The 19,191-nt window shown below is 73.2% G+C and carries 18 protein-coding genes; 11 read left to right on the forward strand and 7 right to left on the reverse strand.

The genetic code is table 11. From position 1 onward, the window contains the following. The first annotated feature begins 134 nt into the window (after positions 1–134). From HHX33_RS11885 to HHX33_RS11905, 5 genes are all read left to right on the forward strand, one after another. Positions 135–608 carry an Lrp/AsnC family transcriptional regulator gene (locus HHX33_RS11885; RefSeq protein ID WP_117408305.1) on the forward strand — a complete coding sequence of 158 codons (474 nt, stop codon included), beginning with the start codon at positions 135–137 and terminating at the stop codon, positions 606–608. Positions 609–707: 99 nt separating this feature from the next. Further along, complete coding sequence (locus HHX33_RS11890) at positions 708–3,059, forward strand: HelD family protein (RefSeq protein ID WP_182874612.1); 2,352 nt, start codon at positions 708–710, stop codon at positions 3,057–3,059. Between the two features lie 541 nt (positions 3,060–3,600). Further along, positions 3,601–5,169: an apolipoprotein N-acyltransferase gene (lnt, locus tag HHX33_RS11895; protein WP_310741321.1), complete on the forward strand. Its 1,569-nt coding sequence runs from the start codon at positions 3,601–3,603 to the stop codon at positions 5,167–5,169. Next, positions 5,169–5,912 (forward strand): polyprenol monophosphomannose synthase, encoded by a 744-nt coding sequence (locus HHX33_RS11900; protein ID WP_138461107.1) that lies wholly within the window; start codon positions 5,169–5,171, stop codon positions 5,910–5,912. The genes lnt and HHX33_RS11900 overlap by 1 nt, the downstream gene beginning before the upstream one ends. Before the next feature lie 71 nt (positions 5,913–5,983). Then, complete coding sequence (locus tag HHX33_RS11905; protein ID WP_310741322.1) at positions 5,984–6,595, forward strand: FxsA family protein; 612 nt, start codon at positions 5,984–5,986, stop codon at positions 6,593–6,595. Between the two features lie 312 nt (positions 6,596–6,907). Here HHX33_RS11905 and HHX33_RS11910 read toward each other — a convergent pair whose 3' ends face one another. Both HHX33_RS11910 and HHX33_RS11915 read right to left on the reverse strand, forming a co-directional pair. After that, the gene (locus HHX33_RS11910; RefSeq protein WP_182874614.1) at positions 6,908–7,792 is read right to left on the reverse strand and encodes a PRC-barrel domain-containing protein; all 885 of its coding nucleotides are present in this window, start codon (positions 7,790–7,792) and stop codon (positions 6,908–6,910) included. Positions 7,793–8,000: 208 nt separating this feature from the next. Next, positions 8,001–8,702: a CBS domain-containing protein gene (locus tag HHX33_RS11915; protein WP_117408299.1), complete on the reverse strand. Its 702-nt coding sequence runs from the start codon at positions 8,700–8,702 to the stop codon at positions 8,001–8,003. A gap of 257 nt (positions 8,703–8,959) precedes the next feature. Here HHX33_RS11915 and HHX33_RS11920 point away from each other — a divergent pair, with 257 nt between their 5' ends. The 3 genes from HHX33_RS11920 to HHX33_RS11930 all read left to right on the forward strand — a co-directional run bounded on the left by HHX33_RS11920 (position 8,960) and on the right by HHX33_RS11930 (position 11,726). Beyond that, on the forward strand, positions 8,960–9,622 hold the full coding sequence (locus HHX33_RS11920; protein ID WP_182874615.1) for a CBS domain-containing protein: 663 nt from the start codon (positions 8,960–8,962) through the stop codon (positions 9,620–9,622). Positions 9,623–9,691: 69 nt separating this feature from the next. Then, complete coding sequence (locus tag HHX33_RS11925) at positions 9,692–10,681, forward strand: Acg family FMN-binding oxidoreductase (RefSeq protein ID WP_182874616.1); 990 nt, start codon at positions 9,692–9,694, stop codon at positions 10,679–10,681. 460 nt (positions 10,682–11,141) lie between these two features. After that, the gene (locus HHX33_RS11930) at positions 11,142–11,726 is read left to right on the forward strand and encodes a hypothetical protein (RefSeq protein WP_182874617.1); all 585 of its coding nucleotides are present in this window, start codon (positions 11,142–11,144) and stop codon (positions 11,724–11,726) included. A gap of 40 nt (positions 11,727–11,766) precedes the next feature. Here the strand turns inward: HHX33_RS11930 and HHX33_RS11935 are convergent, their stop codons facing one another. The 3 genes from HHX33_RS11935 to HHX33_RS11945 all read right to left on the reverse strand — a co-directional run bounded on the left by HHX33_RS11935 (position 11,767) and on the right by HHX33_RS11945 (position 14,494). Beyond that, complete coding sequence (locus tag HHX33_RS11935) at positions 11,767–12,147, reverse strand: hypothetical protein (RefSeq protein WP_182874618.1); 381 nt, start codon at positions 12,145–12,147, stop codon at positions 11,767–11,769. 289 nt (positions 12,148–12,436) lie between these two features. Then, on the reverse strand, positions 12,437–13,399 hold the full coding sequence (locus HHX33_RS11940) for an alpha/beta hydrolase family protein (protein ID WP_396784634.1): 963 nt from the start codon (positions 13,397–13,399) through the stop codon (positions 12,437–12,439). Between the two features lie 72 nt (positions 13,400–13,471). Next, positions 13,472–14,494 carry an aldo/keto reductase gene (locus tag HHX33_RS11945; protein WP_182874619.1) on the reverse strand — a complete coding sequence of 341 codons (1,023 nt, stop codon included), beginning with the start codon at positions 14,492–14,494 and terminating at the stop codon, positions 13,472–13,474. A 199-nt stretch (positions 14,495–14,693) separates the two neighbouring features. Here HHX33_RS11945 and HHX33_RS11950 point away from each other — a divergent pair, with 199 nt between their 5' ends. The 3 genes from HHX33_RS11950 (at position 14,694) to HHX33_RS11960 (ending at position 17,380) form a co-directional block, all read left to right on the forward strand. Further along, positions 14,694–15,365, forward strand: coding sequence for a TetR/AcrR family transcriptional regulator (locus HHX33_RS11950; protein WP_220501715.1), 672 nt, complete (start codon positions 14,694–14,696; stop codon positions 15,363–15,365). Between the two features lie 123 nt (positions 15,366–15,488). Then, positions 15,489–16,232, forward strand: a complete 744-nt coding sequence (locus HHX33_RS11955; protein WP_182874621.1) for a sensor histidine kinase — start codon at positions 15,489–15,491, stop codon at positions 16,230–16,232. 149 nt (positions 16,233–16,381) lie between these two features. Further along, positions 16,382–17,380, forward strand: a complete 999-nt coding sequence (locus HHX33_RS11960; RefSeq protein WP_182874622.1) for a lactonase family protein — start codon at positions 16,382–16,384, stop codon at positions 17,378–17,380. Between the two features lie 24 nt (positions 17,381–17,404). Here the strand turns inward: HHX33_RS11960 and HHX33_RS11965 are convergent, their stop codons facing one another. Both HHX33_RS11965 and HHX33_RS11970 read right to left on the reverse strand, forming a co-directional pair. Beyond that, the gene (locus HHX33_RS11965; protein ID WP_310741323.1) at positions 17,405–18,277 is read right to left on the reverse strand and encodes an SAM-dependent methyltransferase; all 873 of its coding nucleotides are present in this window, start codon (positions 18,275–18,277) and stop codon (positions 17,405–17,407) included. A 92-nt stretch (positions 18,278–18,369) separates the two neighbouring features. Beyond that, positions 18,370–19,185 carry a DUF4253 domain-containing protein gene (locus HHX33_RS11970; RefSeq protein ID WP_182874623.1) on the reverse strand — a complete coding sequence of 272 codons (816 nt, stop codon included), beginning with the start codon at positions 19,183–19,185 and terminating at the stop codon, positions 18,370–18,372. Positions 19,186–19,191 lie beyond the last annotated feature (6 nt).

Below are 19,191 nucleotides of genomic sequence, written 5' to 3' on the forward strand. Positions count from 1 at the left end.
GCCCGCGCCACCCGGCGGTCACGACCGGCCCGGGTGGCGCGGGCGGGGCACATCCGGGAGTGAGACCGTTCCATCGCGGAAGGGGTCCGGCGGCGATTCCCCGGCCGGGTCCCGCCGCCGCTACCGTTGCTGGGGTGGAGGAGATAGATCGCCGCATCGTCACGCTGCTGGCGGCGGACGGCCGGATGAGCTTCACCGATCTGGCCAAGGAGACCGGGCTCTCGGTCTCCGCCGTGCACCAGCGCGTACGCAGGCTCGAAAAGCGCGGAGTGATCCGTGGATACGCCGCGCTCGTCGACTACGACGAGATCGGGCTTCCCCTCACGGCGTTCGTCTCGATCAAGCCGAACGACCCCTCCGCGCCGGACGACGCCCCGGTGCGGCTCAGCCATCTGACCGCGATCGAGGCCTGCCACAGCGTCGCGGGGGATGAAAGTTACATCCTCAAGGTGCGTGTCGCCTCGCCGCTCGGCCTGGAGGAACTGCTCCAGCAGATCCGCGCCTCCGCGAACGTCAGCACCCGCACGACGGTCGTCCTCAGTACGCCGTACGACTACCGCTCCCCGGTGCTCGGAAGAGAACCGGAGGCAGGAGCCGCCGAGGGGTGACCGGCCAAACCAGTCAAACGGCCCGCCAGGGTGCACAGTGGGACGACGTCGCGCCCGATGATGGAAAAGGGCGGGACGGCACGTAGAATCTGGCGGCCTATGCCACCATCTTCGACGGGCGAGCTGGCCCGGGAGCAGAAGTACGTCGCGGCGCTGTACGAGCGCCTCGACGTGCTGCGGGAACGCACGCGCGGGCAGCTCGACGCCGTGCTGGCCCAGGGGGCCTCCGGCACCCACCAGAACCGTTCGGAGCGCGACTCGTTCGCCGGCATGTACGCCCAGCGCCTCGCCCGTCTGTGGGCCGTGGAGCACGGCCTGTGCTTCGGCCGGCTCGACCTCGCCGAAGAGAACGAGAACGAGGCGGAAGAGAGCCACGCGGAAGAAGGCCGGGCCGGTGAGGGCCGGGCCGACGAGAGGCGGCTCTACATCGGCCGCATCGGCCTGTCGGACGACGACCAGCACCGGCTGCTCATCGACTGGCGGGCCCCGGTGGCGCAGCCGTTCTACCGGGCCACCCCGGCCGCCCCGATGGGCGTCACCCGGCGGCGCCACCTGCACAGCCGGGGCCGCACGGTCACCTCGATCGACGACGACCTGCTCGACCTCGACCGCATCAGCGACGCCGACCGGGCCACGCTGAACGGCGAGGCGGCCCTGCTGGCCGCGCTCGGCGAGAAGCGCACCGGCCGGATGCGCGACATCGTCGCGACGATCCAGGCCGAGCAGGACAAGATCATCCGCAGTGACCTGAACGGCGTGCTCGTCGTCCAGGGCGGGCCGGGCACCGGCAAGACCGTGGTGGCCCTGCACCGCGCGGCCTACCTCCTCTACACCTACCGGGAGCGGCTGGAACGCCGTGGCGTGCTGATCCTCGGGCCCAACCTCACGTTCCTGCGCTACATCGAGCAGGTGCTGCCGTCCCTCGGCGAGACCGACGTGCTGCTGTCCACGGTCGGCGAGCTGTACCCGGGTGTCACCCCGGGCAGGCGGGAGTCCGCCGAGGCCGCCGCGGTCAAGGGCCGGGGCGCGATGGCCCGCGTGATCGAGCGGGCCGTGCGGGAGCGCCAGCGGATGCCGCGCACGCCCGTGGAGATCAGGCTGGACAAGTTCACCCTCTCCCTGGACCGGCAGACGCTGGAGGCGGCCCGCTCGAAGGCCGGCCGCTCGCGCCGCCCGCACAACCAGGCGAGGGCCGTGTTCGTCCGGCACCTGCTGACCGCGCTCACCCGGCAGGCGGCCCGGCACCTCGGGCGGGGCTCGCTCGACGAGGCCGACTTCGCCGACCTGCGCGAGGAGCTGCGCACCGAGGAACCGGTGCGGGTGGCGCTCAACCGGCTGTGGCCCTACCTCACGCCCCAGCAGCTGCTGATCGGCCTGTTCACCGACCGCGGCCGGATGGCCGCGGCGGGACTGGACGCGCGGGAGTGCGACCTGCTGCTGCGCGAGCCGCCCAGGACGGGCGAGAGGCCCGGGGACGGGCGCGGCGAGAAGGCCGGAGACAAGCAGGGCGAGAACTGGTGGAGCGAGGCCGACGTGCCGCTGCTCGACGAGGCCGCCGAGCTGCTCGGCGACATCGACGAGGGTGTGCTGCGCGCGGCGCGCAGGGCCGAGCAGGAGCGCGAGGAGCGCATCGCCTACGCCCGCGAGGTGCTGGAGCTGACCGGCCTCGCCGACGTGATGGACGCCGAGCGCTTCGCCGAGCGGCACCAGGCCGACGACCCCTACCTCACCACCGCCGAGCGGGCCGCCCGGGACCGTACGTGGGCCTTCGGCCATGTGATCGTGGACGAGGCGCAGGAGCTGTCGGAGATGGCCTGGCGGATGGTGATGCGCCGCTGCCCGAGCCGGTCGATGACGATCGTCGGGGACATCGCGCAGACCGGGTCGGCCGCGGGCGCGGCGAGCTGGGGCCGGGTCCTCGACCCGTACGTCGCGGGCCGCTGGCGCGAGGAGCGCCTCACCGTCAACTACCGCACCCCGGCCGAGCTGATGGAGGTCGCCGCCCGCGTGCTCCAGCTCGTCGGCCCCGACCTCAAGGCGCCGGAGTCGGTGCGGGAGACCGGGGAGCGGCCGTGGGCTCTGCCGGTCGCCTCCCTGGCCGAGACGGGCCCGCTGGCCGCGGCCGAGGTGGTCGAGGAGGGCCGCGTCGTGGTGATCGTCCCGGCGGGCATGGCGGCGGAGATCGGGGAGATCGTCCGCTCGGCGGTGCCGGGCGCCGCCGTCGGCACGGGCCCGGCCGCGCTGGACGCGCCGGTCGCGGTGCTGCCGGTCGCCGAGGCCAAGGGGCTGGAGTTCGACGCGGTGATCGTGGTCGAGCCGGGGCTGATCCTGCGTGAGTCGTCCCGCGGGCCGAGCGACCTCTACGTCGCCCTCACCCGCGCCACGAGCCGTCTCGGCGTCGTCCACAGGGGTGAGCTGCCGCAGGTTCTGGAGGGACTGGGACGGCGCTGATCCAGGCCCCCTTCCCACCTGCGGAAACGTGGTGTCTGCGCTGGTCAGGGAGTGGTTGACAACTGCGCTGAGGTCGGTAGTTTGCTGCGCAGTCCAGCACGGGACTGACCGGTTGGCCGTACTGTGGCGCCGTCGGCTCCTGCGTCGATGGCGGAGCGTGGCTCCCGGGCCTGACCTGGGGATACCTCCGTCAGCACACCAGGCGTAGAGCCGCGTCCCGCCTAGGCGGGGCACCCCAGCCGGCCGGGGGGTTGGACCCAGGAGGGGCCCGGGCGCCCAGTAGACAACGGAGCTCCGCGCCCGCCGCCGACGGGACGGAACCGGTCCGAAGGGCGCCCGGGACCCCTTACCCCCTCTCCTCTTCGCGAAGATCACCACTGTGGCGGCCGTAGAGTGGCCGGGGCTCGGTTTGGCGGGCTCCGGAGTCGTCTGCGACGCTGGACCTCGGTGAGTACGGGCAGGCGTGGCACCGGCTCGCGGCAGGTCATCGGGCACACGACAGATGCCCCGGTGCTGGGAAGAGGCGAGGAGAGACCGCTCCGTGGCAGTGAAGACGGCGCAGGAGCCGGCGGCGGCCGCCTCCCGCGCGGGCTCGTGGCGGGTGCCGGAGGCACCGGCCCGCCTCGCCGCATCCGTCGCGGGCGGCGTACTGCTCTATCTGGCCTTCCCGCCGCTCGGCTGGTGGTTCTGCGCCCCGCTGGGCGTGGCGCTGCTCGCCCTCGCGCTGCGCGGCGCCCGACCGCGCCGGGCCGCCTGGATCGGGTACGCGGGCGGGCTCGCGTTCCTGCTGCCCGCGCTGGCCTGGGTCCGTCCCATCGGGGACGACGCCTGGCTGGCCCTGGTGGGCGTCGAGAGCCTGTTCTGGGCGGCGCTGGCCGTCGCGGCCGCGCTCGTGATGCGGCTGCGCCTGTGGCCGCTGTGGGTCGCCTGCCTGTGGGTGGTGCAGGAATGGGCCCGGGGACTGTTCCCCGTCGGCGGCTTCCCGTGGGCGCGGCTGGCCTTCAGCCAGGGCGAGTCGCCGTACACGGGCTTCGCCGCCCTGGGCGGCGCGCCGCTTGTAACTTTCACTGTGGCCCTCACAGGCGCGCTGGTCGCCGCGCTGGTCAGAGGGCGTCCGCCGAGGTGGCGCGCGGACCGGGTGGTTGCCGGAACGTTCCTCGCCGCGATAGCCGTACCAGTGCTGGGGCTGATCGTGCCCCGGCCCGGCGACGAGGGCAGGACTGTGCGGATCGGGGTCATCCAGGGCAACGTCCCTGGGCGGGGGATGAACTTCCTCGGCGACGAACCCGCTGTCGTGCTGCGCAACCACGCCGACGAGACGCACCGCATGGCGCAGGCCGTACGCGCCGGGACGCTTCCGCGCCCCGACATCGTGGTCTGGCCGGAGAACTCCACCGACATCGACCCCTACGACAGCGCGTACGCCCGGGAGGTCATCGACTCGGCGGTCAAGGACGTCGGCGTGCCGGTCCTGGTCGGCGCGGTCGTCAAGATCGGGGCCGAGAACCGGGCCACCCGTGGCGTGGTCTGGGACCCGGTCACCGGCCCCGGCGCGTACTACGACAAGCGGCGGCTGGTGCCGTTCGGGGAGTACACCCCGTTCAAGGACCTGTTCCTGGCCCTGTCGTCGCGGGCCAACCTGGTCGGCCGGCAGTCCGTCGCGGGCGACCGGCCGGGCGCGCTGCGGATGGGGCCGGTCACGATCGGCGCGGTGGAGTGCTACGAGGTCGCGTTCGACGGCACGGTGCGCGACGCGGTGCTGGCCGGCGGCACGCCCCTGGTGGTGCAGACCAACAACGCCAGTTACGCGCTCACCAACCTGCCCCCGCAGCAGCTCGCGATGTCGCAGCTGCGCGCGGTGGAGTTCAACCGCGCGGTGGTCACCGCGGCGACGACGGGGATCTCCGCGTACGTCGGCCCGGACGGCCGGGTCGGCTGGCGGACCGGTGAGCTCGTGGCGGGCATGAACGTGCTGGACGTGCCGGTCAGGACGCAGAAGACGGTGGCGGCAAGGGTAGGTGCGCTACCGGAGTGGGTTTTGGTACTCATGGGAGCCGGAGCGACGGTGGCGGCCGTCTCTGGGGCCATCTCTGGGCGGAGGAGAAGCTGATGGAGCGGACCCCAGGGCGGGTGCTCGTTATCGTCCCCACGTACAACGAGCGGGAGAACCTCCCGTTGATCACGCGGCGGCTGCGAGAGGCGCTGCCCGACGTCCACCTCCTCGTCGCCGACGACAACAGCCCGGACGGCACCGGCCGGATCGCCGACGAGCTGGCGGAGCGGGACGACCACGTCCACGTCCTGCACCGGACGAGCAAGCAGGGGCTGGGCGCGGCCTACATCGCCGGGTTCCGGTGGGGCCTCGCCGAGGGCTACGACGTGCTGGTCGAGATGGACGCCGACGGCTCCCACCAGCCCGAGGAGCTGCACAAGCTGCTCGACGCGGTGGCCGACGGCGCCGACCTGGCCATCGGCTCGCGCTGGGTGCCCGGCGGCAAGACCGTCAACTGGCCGGCCTCGCGCGAGTTCCTGTCCCGGGGCGCGAACACCTACGTCAGGCTGGTCCTCGGCATCCCGGTCCGCGACGCCACGGCGGGCTTCCGCGCCTACCGCGCGGCCACCCTGGAGAAGATCGAGCTGGACGGCGTCGAGTCGCAGGGCTACTGCTTCCAGGTGGACCTCACGCTCCGGACCGTGCGGCAGGGCCTGCGGGTGACCGAGGCGCCGATCACGTTCGTCGAGCGCACCGTGGGCAGCAGCAAGATGAGCCGTAAGATCATCCTTGAGGCGTTCTGGCGCGTCGCCCTCTGGGGTATCGCCGGCCTGGGGGAGCGGTTTCGCCCACGGCGATAGGCGCGGGGGAGATCCCCAGGAACCCCGGCGGGCGCGGGGACGTTGACCGCAACGTACGGGTGCCGGGGTGAGTGGGGCGAGAAATGGTGCGGATCGGGCTGTTCCTGGGGTTCCTCGTGGTGCCCGTCCTGGAGATCTGGTTTCTGATCCGGGTGGGCAGCGTGATCGGCGGGTGGCAGACGGTCGCCCTGCTCATCGCCGACAGCCTCGTCGGGGCCTGGCTGGTGCGCCGGGAGGGACGGCGGGCGTGGGCCGCGTTGCGCAGCGCCGTCGAGTCGGGGCGGATGCCCGACCGTGAGCTCGCCGACGGCGCGATGATCGTGGCCGGCGGCACCCTGCTGCTGACCCCCGGCTTCCTCAGCGACGTGTTCGGGTTCTTCCTGATCCTGCCGTTCACCCGGCCGATCGCCCGGCGGTGGCTGTCGTGGTTCCTCGGCCGCCGGGTGCGGTCGCTCGCCGCCCGCTCGCCGTACGCGCCGCTGTTCGGCCAGGTGGAGTCCGACCCGGCGGGATTCGGCCCCGCGGGGTCCGACCGGGCACGGTCCGGTCAGGCAGGGTTCGGTCAGGCAGGGTTCGGTCAGGCGCGGTCCGGTCGCACGGAAGGCTCCCGCAACAGGGTGGTGCGCGGCGAGGTGATCGAGGAGGACCCCTTCCCGGCCCCCGGCGACGGCCGCTCGCACTGACCCGAGCCCCGGCCCAAGACGCCTCGCCACCGCGTTCCGGCCCCGGCCTTGGTCGACGCAGTGGGCCGACGCGGCGGGGGAGCCCTGCGAGTGCCCGGCGACGGCCGGTCGTACTGCCCTGGCTCGCTTCGCCGGGGCCGTCCCAGCCCCGGCACGAATCGACGCGGTGGGTCCGACGCGGTGGGTCCGATGCGGTGGGTCAGACGCGGTGGGGCTCCGGGCACGCCGCTGCCCCGGCGGCGGAGGCACACCGGGGCAACGGGGCTGGTGACGGGCGGATGCCCGTTCAAGGAGCCGGGATCGGCGGCCGGATCAGAGGCCGGGGCCCCGATGATCGCGGTCCCGCTCGGCGTCCGGATCCTCGTAGCGGTCGCGGGTCTTCGCGTCGGTGCCGAAACGCTGCCCGGCGCGGATGTCCGGATCGGCGTCGAAGCGCTTCTCGGCGCGGGTCTCGGCGTCGCCGACGAACCGTTCCCCGGAGCCGCTCACGGGGTCGCCGCCCTCGAACCGCTCCTTCGACCTGGTCGCCGGGTCGTCCATGTCGTACGGCTCGCTGGAGGAGACGCCGGTGTCGCCGCCGCCGAAGAGCTCGCCGGAGCGGGTCGCCGGGTCCCGCGGCGCGAGCGGCTCACCGGGCCGGGTGCCGGGGATCTCGGCGTCCAGCCGGTCCATGGAGCCGAGCGACGGGTCGTCGGTGCCGTACCGCTCCCCGCGACGGGTCACCGCGTAGTCCGTCCCCGTACCGGCGTAGTCCGTGCCGTCGCCGGCGCGGTCCGCGGTCTCGCCGGGGTGGCCCAGGCGCTCACGCTCGCGGCGCCCGCCGCTGTCGGCCCAGCCGGTCAGGCTGCCGGGCTCGTTGGCGCGTTCCCAGGCCTCGTCCCAGCCCATGTCGTAGTGGCGGTAGAGCAGGCGCTCCTGCTCGGCGGACAGGTGCCCGCCCTCGTCCAGGTCGACGTCGGGGGCGTTCTTGACGTGCTCCTTGTCGTACGGAACCTCGATCCCGCCGGCCGTCACGTTCGCCTCGTGGAGGGGAACGAAGGCCTCCTTGGTGTGCAGCAGGCCGGTCTTCACGCAGAGCCACTTCGGCAGGCCGGTCGCGTCGTCCAGGAAGACGTGCGCGACGTCGCCGATCTTGTCGCCGTTCGAGTCGTGGACCGGGTGGTCGAGCACCATGGGGATCTGCTCGTGGGTGATCACGTGCTTCTCCTTGTCTCTCGCTTGATCGGTCTCTTTTCTCGCTACCGCCGATCGGCCGGCGAAAACCACTCCCGCGGAAAAACACGGGCGGCCGCGTCTCCGCCGTACCCGTTCTCCGTCCGCGTCTGCCCAGGTCAACGGTGACCGCCGCGGCACGGGATCCGGCGGAAAATTCGTCGTCCCCCGTCCCGGGCGGTGGCCGCCTCCGTCAGTGCCCTTCCCAGGGGCCGAGGTCGTCCTCCTTCCATTCGAGGCGATCGGCCACGCCGAGCACGCCGTTGGTCCGCTCGACCATCCGGGTGAGGACCCGCGCCTGCGAGCGGCGTCCGACGGCGCCGGTGAGGGTCACGACCCCGTTCTCGACCGACACCTCGACGCCCGACAGGTCGGCCCACAGGCAGGTGCCGACGATGTCCTCGCGTACCTCGCGGGCGATGTCGGCGTCGCCGCGGGCGAGGACCTTGAGCAGGTCGTGGCGGCTGATGATGCCGACGAGCACGTCCTCGTCGTCCACGACCGGCAGGCGCTTCACACCGTGCTCGCTCATCAGGCGGGCCGCGCTGACCACGCTGGTGTACGGCCGGGTGGTGACCGCGGGCGCCGACATGAGTTCGGCCGCGGTCACGCCACGGGCCCGCTCCTGGGTCCGTACGGTCCCGTGGCCCACGGCCTCGCGGAGACGGGCGCGCAGGGGCGGCCGGTAGCCCTCGCGGTAGAACTGCTCGCGGAACTCCTCCTTGCGCAGCAGGTCGGCCTCGGAGACCAGGCCGATGACGTGCCCCTCGCCGTCCACGACGGGCACCGCGCTGACTCCATGGGCGATCATGATCTCGGCCACGTCGCGGAACGGCGTGCTGCCGTTGACGGAGGCGACCTCACTCGTCATGACGTCCCGCACCTTCATGTGCATGACCGGCTCCTTCCGGACGGGTCCCTTCATCTCCCATCGCATCGCGCCGCGGACCGGGCGCGAAGGGACCGACGACCCTCCCGGCCGGGCCCTTCGCCACCACCCCGCCGCCCGTCCGGCCATCCGTCCAGCCGCTGACGCGCCCGCCCCGGAGCCGCGGATCGGTGGCCGAAAGTCCCGTCCACTCGGGACCTTCACCGCTCACCCGCGGGAACGCGGGCGGGGCACGCTGGCATGGAGAGACGGGAGGCGTCGTCATGACGGCGAAGGTGAAGGATGTCATGGGCAGGGTGGCCATCGCGGTGCGGATGGACGCGTCGTTCGCGGACCTCGTCGCCACCATGCGGCGGTTCGGAGTGGGCGCGGTCACCGTCATCGACGCCGACCGGCGCCCGGTCGGGGTGGTCTCCGAGGACGACATGCTGCTGAAGGAGATCGACCTGGGCGAGCGCGTCTTCAGCGGTCCGCGCCGGCGCGTGGAGCAGCGCAAGGCGGCGGGCGCGAACGCCGGGCAGATCATGACGCGGCCGGCGATCACGGTGACGGGCGGCACCCCCGTGCGCGACGCGGCCCGGCTGATGCACCGCAACCGCGTGAAGCAACTCCCGGTGATCGACGCGGTGAGCGGCCGCATCGTGGGCACCGTGCACCAGGGCGACCTGCTGCGCGTGTTCGCGCGGCCGGCGGCGGAGATCCGGGCCGAGATCGAGCGGGTCGTCGACCGGATGGATCTCGACTTCGGCGACCTCGACGTCGACGTCTCCGGCGGAGTGGTGACGATCAAGGGGCAGGTGCCCCGCAGGTCGGCCGTCAAGCCGCTGCTGCACGCCGTCCGCCGGGTCGAGGGCGTCGTCGAGGTCGACGCCGACGACCTCGCCTTCCTCGTCGACGACCTGCTCATCGCGCCGCCGCTGCTGTAGCGCGGCGCGCGGCGGCACGCCGCGGCGCTTCGAGGCCGGGCGGTACGCGCCCTGTGAGAGGGAAAGATCGTGAACACTCGGACATCTGAGGGGATCGCGCAGGCGGCGCGGGAGGCCGTGGAGGCCGCCCTGTGGGCGCCCTCGATCCACAACACCCAGCCCTGGACGTTCGCCGTCTCCGGCGACGAGATCAGCCTGCGCGCCGACCCGGACCGGAGGCTGCGCGTCTCCGATCCCACCGGTCGGCAGATGACCATCAGCTGCGGCGCCGCGCTGTTCAACGTGCGGATCACGCTGATGGCGCTCGGGTACGAGCCCGAGGTGCGCCGGCTGCCCGATCCGGAGGGTCCGATGCTGCTGGCCACGGTGCGGGTGCGGCCGGGGCGCGAGCCGGGCGAGCACACCCGCCTGCTGTACGGGGAGGTCCAGCGCCGCCGCACCCATCGGGCCGGGTTCACCGCGCTGCCCATGCCCGACCCCCTGACCGACGCGCTCGTACGGGAGGCCGCGGCCGAGGGGGCGCACCTCGCGCCCGTCAGGTCGGACGCTCCGGCACGGGTGCTCGCCGCGCTCACCGGGGCCGCCCAGGACGTGCAGGCGCAGGACCGGCAGTTCGTGCTCGAACTCATGCGCTGGGCCCGGCCTCCGGGCAGCGCGCGGCGCGACGGCGTGCCGGTGGCGGGCTACCCGACCGATCCCCGGCGGACCTACCCGCAGCACTTCGCGTCCCGCGACTACAGCAGGGGAAACGAGTGGGGGGCGGCCACCGAGGAGCGGGTCTCCACCTCGACCGGCCTCGTGGCGCTGCTCTGCACGCCGGGCGACGCCCGGGAGGACTGGCTGATCGCGGGGGAGGGGTTGCAGCGGATGCTGCTGCACGCCTCCGCGTACGGCGTGAGCGCCGCCTTCCACACCCAGGCGCTGGAGATGTGCGAGCTGCGCGAGTTCATCCGCAGGCACCTGTGCTCGGGCGAGGCGCCCCAGATGATCATGAGGATGGGGTTCGTCCTCGACGAGAGCGAAAGCGTCCGGCGCACCCCTTCCGACGTCCTGGAGTAAGCTCCGCCGAGCGCCGAGCGCCGAGCGCCGAGCGCCGAGCGCCGAGCGCCGAGGCTCGCCGGCGAGAATCCCGGCAAGCCGCACAGGCCGCTCGACCGTCCGGTACGCCGGCACGGCGGCACGCCGGAGAGCCGACGCCCTGCTGAGACCTGGTTCACCGATCCGGCTCACCCCGGGTGCACCCCGCGACGCGAGTCGCTTCCTTCTCCCTCCGGTCCGCATCAGCGGCACACCTGGTTCGCGGGCCGGGATCTCCTCACTTCCGGGTGGCTCGCGCGTGCGTGGAAGGCGGAGCCGTGGGCAGTGGACGCGGACCGCCGGCCCGCCCGAGATCCCGCCCACGCCGTCTGGTTCCGCCGGACTCCCGGCAGCGGCCCTCAGGCTCACTCTGGGGGACGCTCCGGGGGGCACTCTCCTGGGAGCCGACGGTGGCGCGAGAACCATGCCTGGGAGGTGTGCCATGAGATCGATCGCCGTCTGGGTCGTTGCGGGGCTGCGTCGTTACCGGCCCGACCGCAACCCGTTGCGCCGCCGGTCGGACCGGGTCGAGGCGGGGTTCGTGGCGGCCGCGCTGGTCGCCGTCCTCCTCGCGGTGTGGCCGGCCGCGCTGGCCGCCCGCGCGGCGTACGGCGGCGGGCCCGCGGCAGGGCCGGGGGCGCGGCACCTGGTCGAGGCGACGCTGACGGGCGAGGTCACCGCGAGCGCGGCCGACGCGCACGTCCTGCTGGGGGCGACCGAGGCGCGCTGGACGCTGCCGGACGGCGGGGTCCGCGAAGGCATGGTTCCGGCGGCTCTCCTGCTGCGGGACGGGCCTCGGGCCCGGCTGTGGATCGACGGTCAGGGCAGGCCGGTCGCGCCGCCGCCGCATCGGGCCGAGATGACCGCCAGGGCGGGGCTCGCCGCCTCCGGCGTCATGGCCGCCGCGGTCGCACTCGCCGCCGCCTGCCTCGTTCTGACGCGGCGGCGACTGGACCGCGCCCGATACCGGGAGTGGGACGCGGCCTGGGCGGACGCCGACCAGCGGTGGCGCAGGCACCGGATCTGACCGGCGGAGCCGGTGGGGCGACCACCGGCCGCCGTCGTGGTCACCGCATGAACTGGCAGACGTCGCCGCCGCCGTAGGCGTTCTGCACGTTGTTCTGCCCGGCGTTGGTGACGGTGCTCTGCTGCGGGCCGCCCAGGAAGGACGGCGTGTAGACGCCGAGGAGGTTCTGGTTGTACCGGCCGTTGCCGGACCGGTAGGCCCTCACGTGGGTCCGGGAGCCCCGGGCCACCTGCCGTACGCTGTGGCCGTGTTTGGCCGCGGCCGCGCGCGGCCGGTGGCGGTGCGCCGTGGCGGCGTCCGCCGGAGGCGGCACCGCGAGGGTGACCGCGGCCGCCGCGGCGGCCAGCAGCGCGGCCAGGCCGAGGCGCAGGACCGGCGGGACCGGTTCGGATCGGAGAGCTTCCGTGCGGAGAGGAGCCACCGGAGAACCCCCTATCAAATCCGGTGCTAAGCGAACAGATGCGGCATAAGTTCCGTACCCGCACTATTGGGGCCTGACATGCGTCTTGGGGAAGCGGAGAACCGGAAATTACCCGCGTGACGGCGATTCGCCGCGTCAGCCGGGGCGCTCCTGCCCCTTGCCCGACGCCGCCGCCCGACGCCGCTGCCCGAGCCCGCTGCCCGAGCCCGCTGCCCGAGCCTGCCGCCCGGCCTCGGCGGCCCGTAGGGCGGGCAGGCCCGCGCGGAGCCGCCAGGACCAGGTGACCGGTTCACTTCGACTCGACCGTGCCCAGCGGATCGGGCATGCCGTTCAGCGCGGCGATCGCGTCGCTCCAGGCGGAGTCGCCGGGATAGAGCGTGGTGCGGAGATAGGCCCAGACGAGCGCCCGCAGCGCGGCGACGCGCTCGGGGTTCTCGTCGGTCGTCTCCGCCGCGTCGTACATGCCGACGCCGCCGAGGCCGTGCTCCGCCCCGGACAGCGTCAGCAGGCTCTTGGGGCCGGGGCTCAGGTGGTACGCGTCGGCGCGCCAGTCCTCGCGATCGGAGAACGCCGGGTTCCGGTCGTTCTCGCCGACGACGACGAGGGCGGGCGTGGTCATCGCGGTGAAGCCGGTGGTCCTCAGAACCGGATAGTGCGCGGCCGCGAACGCGGCGAGGTCCTCGCCTCCGCCCGGCGGGGCCATGAGCACCCCCGCCTTGACGCGGGGGTCGGAGAGGTCCACCGGCGTCCCGCCGGCCGGATCGGCGACCCCCTGGCCACACAGCAGGCCTACCGTGTGCCCGCCCATCGAGTGCCCGGCCGCGGCGATCCGGCTGTGGTCCAGGCGTCCGCCGAGTCCCGGTACGGCGGCCTCGATCTGATCGAGGTGATCCAGGATGTGGCGCATGTCCTCGGCCCGGGACCGCCAGTACAACGGCGCCTCCGGGTCGTCCGACTCACGCAGACCCAGCGTCATCGAGTCCAGGTGGGTGGGCTGGATCACGACGAAACCGTGAGCGGCCCAGAAGTCCGCGAGGGGGCCGTAGCCGTGCAGGGAGGACACGAAGTTCGACGGCCCGTGGCCGTGCGACAGGAGGATCACGGGCAGGTCGCTCCCACTGGCGGGCGCGGAGACCTTGATCCGCAGATCGACGGTCCGGCCCGGGACCGGCAGCACGACAGGGCTGAAGGTCATGACAGGCGTGGGATCGCCGACGGGAATACCGGCGGCTTCGGTGAACGGCGCGCTCACAGGTCCTTCTTCCAAGAGGTTCGTCGCGGTTTTCCGGCCGGTGCGGAGTGGGACCGGCCGCGAGGGTCGTGGTCAGGCGGCGGCGCGTTCGGTGACCGGCCGGCGCCGGAGCTCCGGGCGCAGCAGGGCCGGGGGCAGGTAGGCCTGGTCGAGCGTGCCGACGTCGGTGCCGGGCGGGACGATCTCGTCGATCTGGTCGAGGATCTCGTCGGTGAGCGTGACGTCGACGCCCGCGAGCAGGTCGTCGAAGTGCTCCATCGTGCGCGGCCCGATGATCGCGCTGGTCACGCCGGGATGGGCGATCGCGAACGCCATCGCGAGGTGGGTCATCGGCAGGCCCGCCTTCTCGGCGATCGGGATGAGCCGTTCGACGGCGTCGAGCCGGCGCTCGTCGTTGAGGTGCCGGAAGAGGCTCGCGCGGCGCAGGTCGTTGTGCTGTCCCCTGCGGACGCGGCCGGTGAGCAGTCCCTGCGCGAGCGGGCTCCACACCAGCGTGCCCATCCCGTGGCGTTGCGCGACCGGCAGCACCTCGGTCTCGATGGCGCGGTTGAGGATCGAGTAGGGCGGCTGCTCGGTGTGGAACCGTTCGAGGCCGCGCCGCTCGGCGACCCACTGCGCTTCGACGATGTCGGAGGCGGGCATCGTGGACGATCCGATCGCACGGACCTTCCCGCTGCGGATCAGGTCGGTGAGCGCGGAGAGGGTCTCCTCGATGTCGGTGTCGGGGTCCGGCCGGTGGATCTGGAAGAGGTCGATGTGGTCCGTCCGCAGCCGGCGCAGCGAGTTCTCGACCGCGATCATGATCCAGCGCCGCGAGGCGCCCTGCTGGTTGGGATCGTCGCCCATCGGGCGGCTCATCTTGGTCGCGAGGACGACGTGGTCGCGACGTCCCTGGAGCGCTCTGCCCACGACCTCTTCTGAGTCGCCGTAGACGTCGGCGGTGTCGATGAAGTTGATCCCCGCGTCGAGCGCCTTGTGGATGATGCGGATCGAGTCGCCGGGGTCGGGATTGCCGAAGGACGTGGCGAACATCATCGCCCCGAGGGCGAAGGGGCTGACCTTGATGCCGGTGCGGCCCAGGGGTCGGTAACGCATTGCGTCTCCCGTGATGGCGAGTGGGTGGCAGAGACCGGGCGGCGGCCGCCGGTTGTGCGGGCCGGGGCTGCAGGCCGGGGATGTGAAGCCCGAGGCGGAGGACGCCAGGGCGTGCCGTATCCTGAAGCAAAGCGGAACGGCTTTCCGGAAACGACTATACGGAATGGCTTTCCGGTTACGCAAGCGAAGGAGGGGCGTGGTGGAGAACACGGCGCCGGCCGGACCCGGCAGCACGGACGGCACCGCAGGCGGTTCCACGGGCGGTTCCACGGGCACCGGCGCGCCCGGGCGCGTGCCCCGTCGGCTGCGGGCCGACGCGCAACGCAACATCGACTCCCTGCTCACGGCGGCGAAAGCCGTCTTCGCCACCTCGGGCGTGGACGCGCCCGCGAAGGAGATCGCCGATCTGGCCGGCGTCGGAGTCGGCACGCTGTACCGGCACTTCCCGCAGCGCTCCGACCTGGTCAAGGCCGTGTTCCAGCGAGAGGTGGACGCCTGTGCCGAGGCGGCCCCGGTGCTGATGGAGGAGCACGACCCGGGAGAGGCGCTCGCCCGCTGGCTCCACCGGTACACCGAGTTCGTCGCGACCAAGCGAGGACTCGCCGCCGCCCTCCACTCGGGCGATCCGGCGTTCGACGCCCTGCCCGGCTACTTCCAGGGGCGTCTCGGACCCGCACTCGGATCTCTGCTCGACGCCGCGGCGGCGAGCGGCGAGATCCGCGCCGACGTCAGCCCGGAGGACCTTCTCTACGCCGTCGCCAACCTGTGCCTGCCCGTGGCGGGCGAGGGGGCGGCCTTCAGCCGGCGCATGGTCGGACTGCTCGTCGACGGGCTACGTTATGGCGCCGATGCGAGCCGGGCTCACTCTTGAGCGCTTGGATCGGACCTTTTCCTTCCCATATGTCGGATATTAGGTAAAAACTGGGCCCCTGCAACCCCATAACCCTTCTTGTCGTATATGCCTAAAGAAGAGATAGGGGTACGGGGCATTCTGATGCGGACTAAGCGAATCTCGGTGTGGGCGGTGGCGAGCGTGCTGGTGTGCGCGGCCGCCGCCGCGACGATGGAACGACGCGCGCGGAAGGCCCTCGCCGCGGAGTGCGACCGGCTGCGCTGGTTCGCCGCCGACCTGTCGCACGAGCTGCGCACCCCGCTCACGGCCGTACGGCTGGAGCTGGAGGACGCCGCCCAGGACGCCGAGGCCGACGTCGCGTCGCTGACCGGGCGCCTGCTGCCCAGCCTCGACCGGGCGGAGGCGGTGGTGACGAGCATGCTGCTGCTCACCGGGCGGCAGGCCGGCGAGGAGGGGCGCGAGCTGGTCGACCTGAGTGACCTCGTCGGCCGGGAGGTCGCCTCGCGCCGCGACCCTCACCCGGTCACGGTCCGCCTGTCCGGGCAGGTCAACGTCAGCGCCGTACGCGAGCAGATGCGTCAGGTGCTCACCAACCTGCTGGACAACGCCCAGCGGTACGCCCGCCGCGGTGTGGTGGTGGAGGTGTCCCGGCATGACGGGATCGCGCGGATGCTGGTGGACGACGACGGGGACGGCGTCCCCGAGGCCGACCGGAGGTGGGTCTTCCAGCGGTTCACCCGGGCCGGCGGCCACCGCGGCCACGACGGCGGCGGGCTCGGGCTCATGATCACACGGGTCATCGCCGAGGCCCACCGCGGCAGCGTCGAGGTCGAGGAGGCGCCGTCGGGCGGCGCCCGGTTCGTGCTCCGCCTGCCCGCCGCCTGACAGGCCCTTCCGGCCGTCCGACAGAGTCCTTGACAGGGCCCCTGACGGCGCATCTGACCCGCCGCCTGACGGGCCCTTGACCGATGAGGGCCGCCGCGCCGATAGCATTCGATCACCTGACCGGCCCGACTCATCCCCCTGGAGTGACGATGCCCCGACCCGGCGACCTGGTGATCGGCGGATACACGCCCGACACGGAGGGATCGGGCCCCGGTCTGACGGTGGCCCGGCCGGACGCGGAGGGGCGGCTGGAGGCGGTGGCCGAGACGGCCGTCTCCGGGCCGTCCTTCGTCGCCGGGCACCCCCGGCTGCCGCTGCTCTACGCCGTGCTCGAACGTGACGGGGAGGGCGGACTCGCGGTCCTCGCCGCCGGCGAGGACCGGGCCGCCCCGCGCCTGCTGGCCGAGCACCCGAGCGGCGGGTCGCTGCCCTGCCATCTCGCGATCGACGACCGGGGCGAATGGCTCGCGATCGCCAACTACGGCGACGGGACCGTCACGGCGTACCGGCTGGGGGAGGACGGCATGCCGGAGCCCGGCCCGCTGACGTTCCCGCACGAGGGCCGGGGCCCCCACCCCGAACGGCAGGAGGGCCCGCACGCCCACATGGCCGTCTTCGGCCCCGACGGCGTCCTGTACGTGACCGACCTCGGCACCGACGAGGTCCGCCGCTTCCTGCCCGGCATGCGCCCGCACCCGGAGGGTTCCGTACGGCTGGCTCCCGGCAGCGGACCCCGGCACTTCCTGCACCACGAGGGCCACTGGTACGTCACCGGCGAGCTCGACGGCACCGTACGCGTCTACGACGCCTCCTGGCGGGAGGCGGGGATGGTCCGGGCGAGCGGCGCCGAGGGGGAGAACCTGCCGTCCCACATCGCGCTGTCCGCCGACGGCCGGCACCTGTACGTCGCCAACCGGGGGCCGGACACCGTCGCCGTCTTCGCCGTCGGCGGGCCCGGGCTCAGGATGGTGGCCGAGGCGCCCGCGGGGGGCCGGTGGCCCCGGCACTTCGCGATCGACGGCGACCGTCTCTACGTGGCCTGCCAGCGGTCGGACGCGGTCGTCGCGCTGGGGCTGAAGGAGGGGCTGCCGGAGCACGGCGGCCAGGTGCTGGCCGTGGGCACCCCCTCGTGCGTGCTCGTCCGCTGACCGGCCCGCAGCGCGGCGCGACGATCAGGGGACGCGGCCGACGCCGCCGACGATCCACACCCGCTGGGCCCGCGCGACGCTCTCCCGCGCCTCCGGCCGCCACTGCCGGATGTAGACGAGGCCGGGCTCGACGAGTTCGGTCCCGTCGAAGAAGCGCAGCACCTTCTCCCTGGTCCGAGGCACCTCGTCGGCCCGGGCCACGATCTGGCGGAACAGCTCGACGAGCGGTGCGGCCAGCTCGGGACGGGTGTCGAAGACGGCGTGGCCGAGGGCCAGGTAGCTGCCGGAGGGGAGGTGGTCGCGCATGTGGGCCACGCACTTGTACGGCTCGTCGGAGTCGGGGAGATACTGCAGCCGGGCCGGGATCAGCAGCCCGACCGGCTCCCGGAAGTCGACGAGCCTGAGCATCTCGGGGTCGGCCAGCATCTCCGCCGGGCGCAGGAGCGAGCCCTTGACCACCCCGGTGCCGGGGGTGCGCGCGAGCAGGGCCCGGGCGTGGCTGAGCACCACCGGGTCGTCGTCCACGTAGACCACCCGCGCGTCCGGCGCGAGCTCCTGGGCGACCTCGTGGGTGTTGCGGCGGGTCGGCAGGCCGGACGCCACGTTGAGGAACTGCCGCACGCCCTGGTCGACGAGGAAACGGACCACCCGTTCCGTGAACGTCCGGGTGTCCACGGCCATCGTCTTCACCTCGGGGGCGATGGCCATCAGGCTCTCGGCGAACTCCCGGTCGGCGGCGAAGTTGTCCTTGCCCCCGAGCAGGTAGTCGCTCATCCGCGCGATGTTGGCCCGCCCGACGTCGAGGCCCGCCACCCTGGCGGGCCGCGGGTCGCCCGGGTCCGGGCCGCCCCGATCCGGGCCACCCGCGTTCAGGCCACCCAGTTCCGCGCCGTCCACTCGGCCTCCCTCGCTCCGGATCAACCAAGAATGATTATTCCGGTAAGTTCGTTGTGTCGAATGCCGATCACCCCGGAAAACGGCGAGAACCTTCAATCCCACCAGAATGACCAGGCATTGCTGCCTACAAGCTGTTCGGCGTAGTCGGCCAGCGTGCCCGGCCCCTGCAGGACGCTGTCGGGGCAGAACGTCCAGTGCTCCGCCGCGACGTGCAACGCGTGCGCCGGCGTGGCGGGCGGCGCGGCGACGCTGAGGTCGAGGGTGTTGAACCCCATGCCGACGACCCGCGCCCCGAACCGTTCCTCCCAACTGCGCACGACGGCGGCCAGCGGCACGGTCCATTCGTTGTGGTGCAGCGCCCCCTGCCAGCCGATCGCGACCATCGCGTCGGCGCCCCGGCCCACGGCGGCCAGCCCCAGGAGCGTCATGCGCTCGGCCACCACGTCGGCGTACCAGTCGGCCACCACGTCAGGGTCGGCCACCGGCGCGGCGGGCGGCGCGGGCCCGGGGCACTCGGCCCCGAACGGCGCGAGGTAGGCCTCGTGGCCCAGCAGCAGGTCCTGCCACGCCTCGGCCATGAACCCGGCCGCGGTGAAGTAGTCGACCTGGTCGGGCGAGTCGGGCGCGATCTGCCCGGCCGACCAGGGCTGCACGCCGTCCTCCAGCAGCACCGGCCACAGGCCCGAGCGGGGGTGCTCGGCGCGCAGCCGGGCCCACAGCCCGGCGGGCACCGGCTCGTCGCTCAGCCAGAACGACGGGCGGTGATGGGTGCGCATCCGGTCGTAGTCGGGGTCCGGCCACACGAGGGACCCCGGCGGCAGGCCGGCGGACAGCACCCGGCCGTCGCCGCCGTCGCCGAACAGCAGCTCCAGACCCGTGGGGAGGCGCCGACGCTCGTGAACCGACATGCGCCA

The organism is Microbispora sp. H10670 (genome assembly GCF_014161385.1).
Lineage (GTDB): Bacteria > Actinomycetota > Actinomycetes > Streptosporangiales > Streptosporangiaceae > Microbispora > Microbispora triticiradicis.

Excerpts from the sequence above, each read along its gene's own strand:
- HHX33_RS11920 (WP_182874615.1), top strand. The coding sequence starts at position 8,960 with ATGACGGCGAAGGTGAAGGATGTCATGGGCAGGGTGGCCATCGCGGTG.
- HHX33_RS11955 (WP_182874621.1), top strand. The coding sequence starts at position 15,489 with ATGCGGACTAAGCGAATCTCGGTGTGGGCGGTGGCGAGCGTGCTGGTG.
- HHX33_RS11945 (WP_182874619.1), bottom strand. The coding sequence starts at position 14,494 with ATGCGTTACCGACCCCTGGGCCGCACCGGCATCAAGGTCAGCCCCTTC.
- HHX33_RS11900 (WP_138461107.1), top strand. The coding sequence starts at position 5,169 with ATGGAGCGGACCCCAGGGCGGGTGCTCGTTATCGTCCCCACGTACAAC.
- HHX33_RS11915 (WP_117408299.1), bottom strand. The coding sequence starts at position 8,702 with ATGCACATGAAGGTGCGGGACGTCATGACGAGTGAGGTCGCCTCCGTC.
- HHX33_RS11970 (WP_182874623.1), bottom strand. The coding sequence starts at position 19,185 with ATGTCGGTTCACGAGCGTCGGCGCCTCCCCACGGGTCTGGAGCTGCTG.
- HHX33_RS11890 (WP_182874612.1), top strand. The coding sequence starts at position 708 with ATGCCACCATCTTCGACGGGCGAGCTGGCCCGGGAGCAGAAGTACGTC.
- HHX33_RS11960 (WP_182874622.1), top strand. The coding sequence starts at position 16,382 with ATGCCCCGACCCGGCGACCTGGTGATCGGCGGATACACGCCCGACACG.
- HHX33_RS11930 (WP_182874617.1), top strand. The coding sequence starts at position 11,142 with ATGAGATCGATCGCCGTCTGGGTCGTTGCGGGGCTGCGTCGTTACCGG.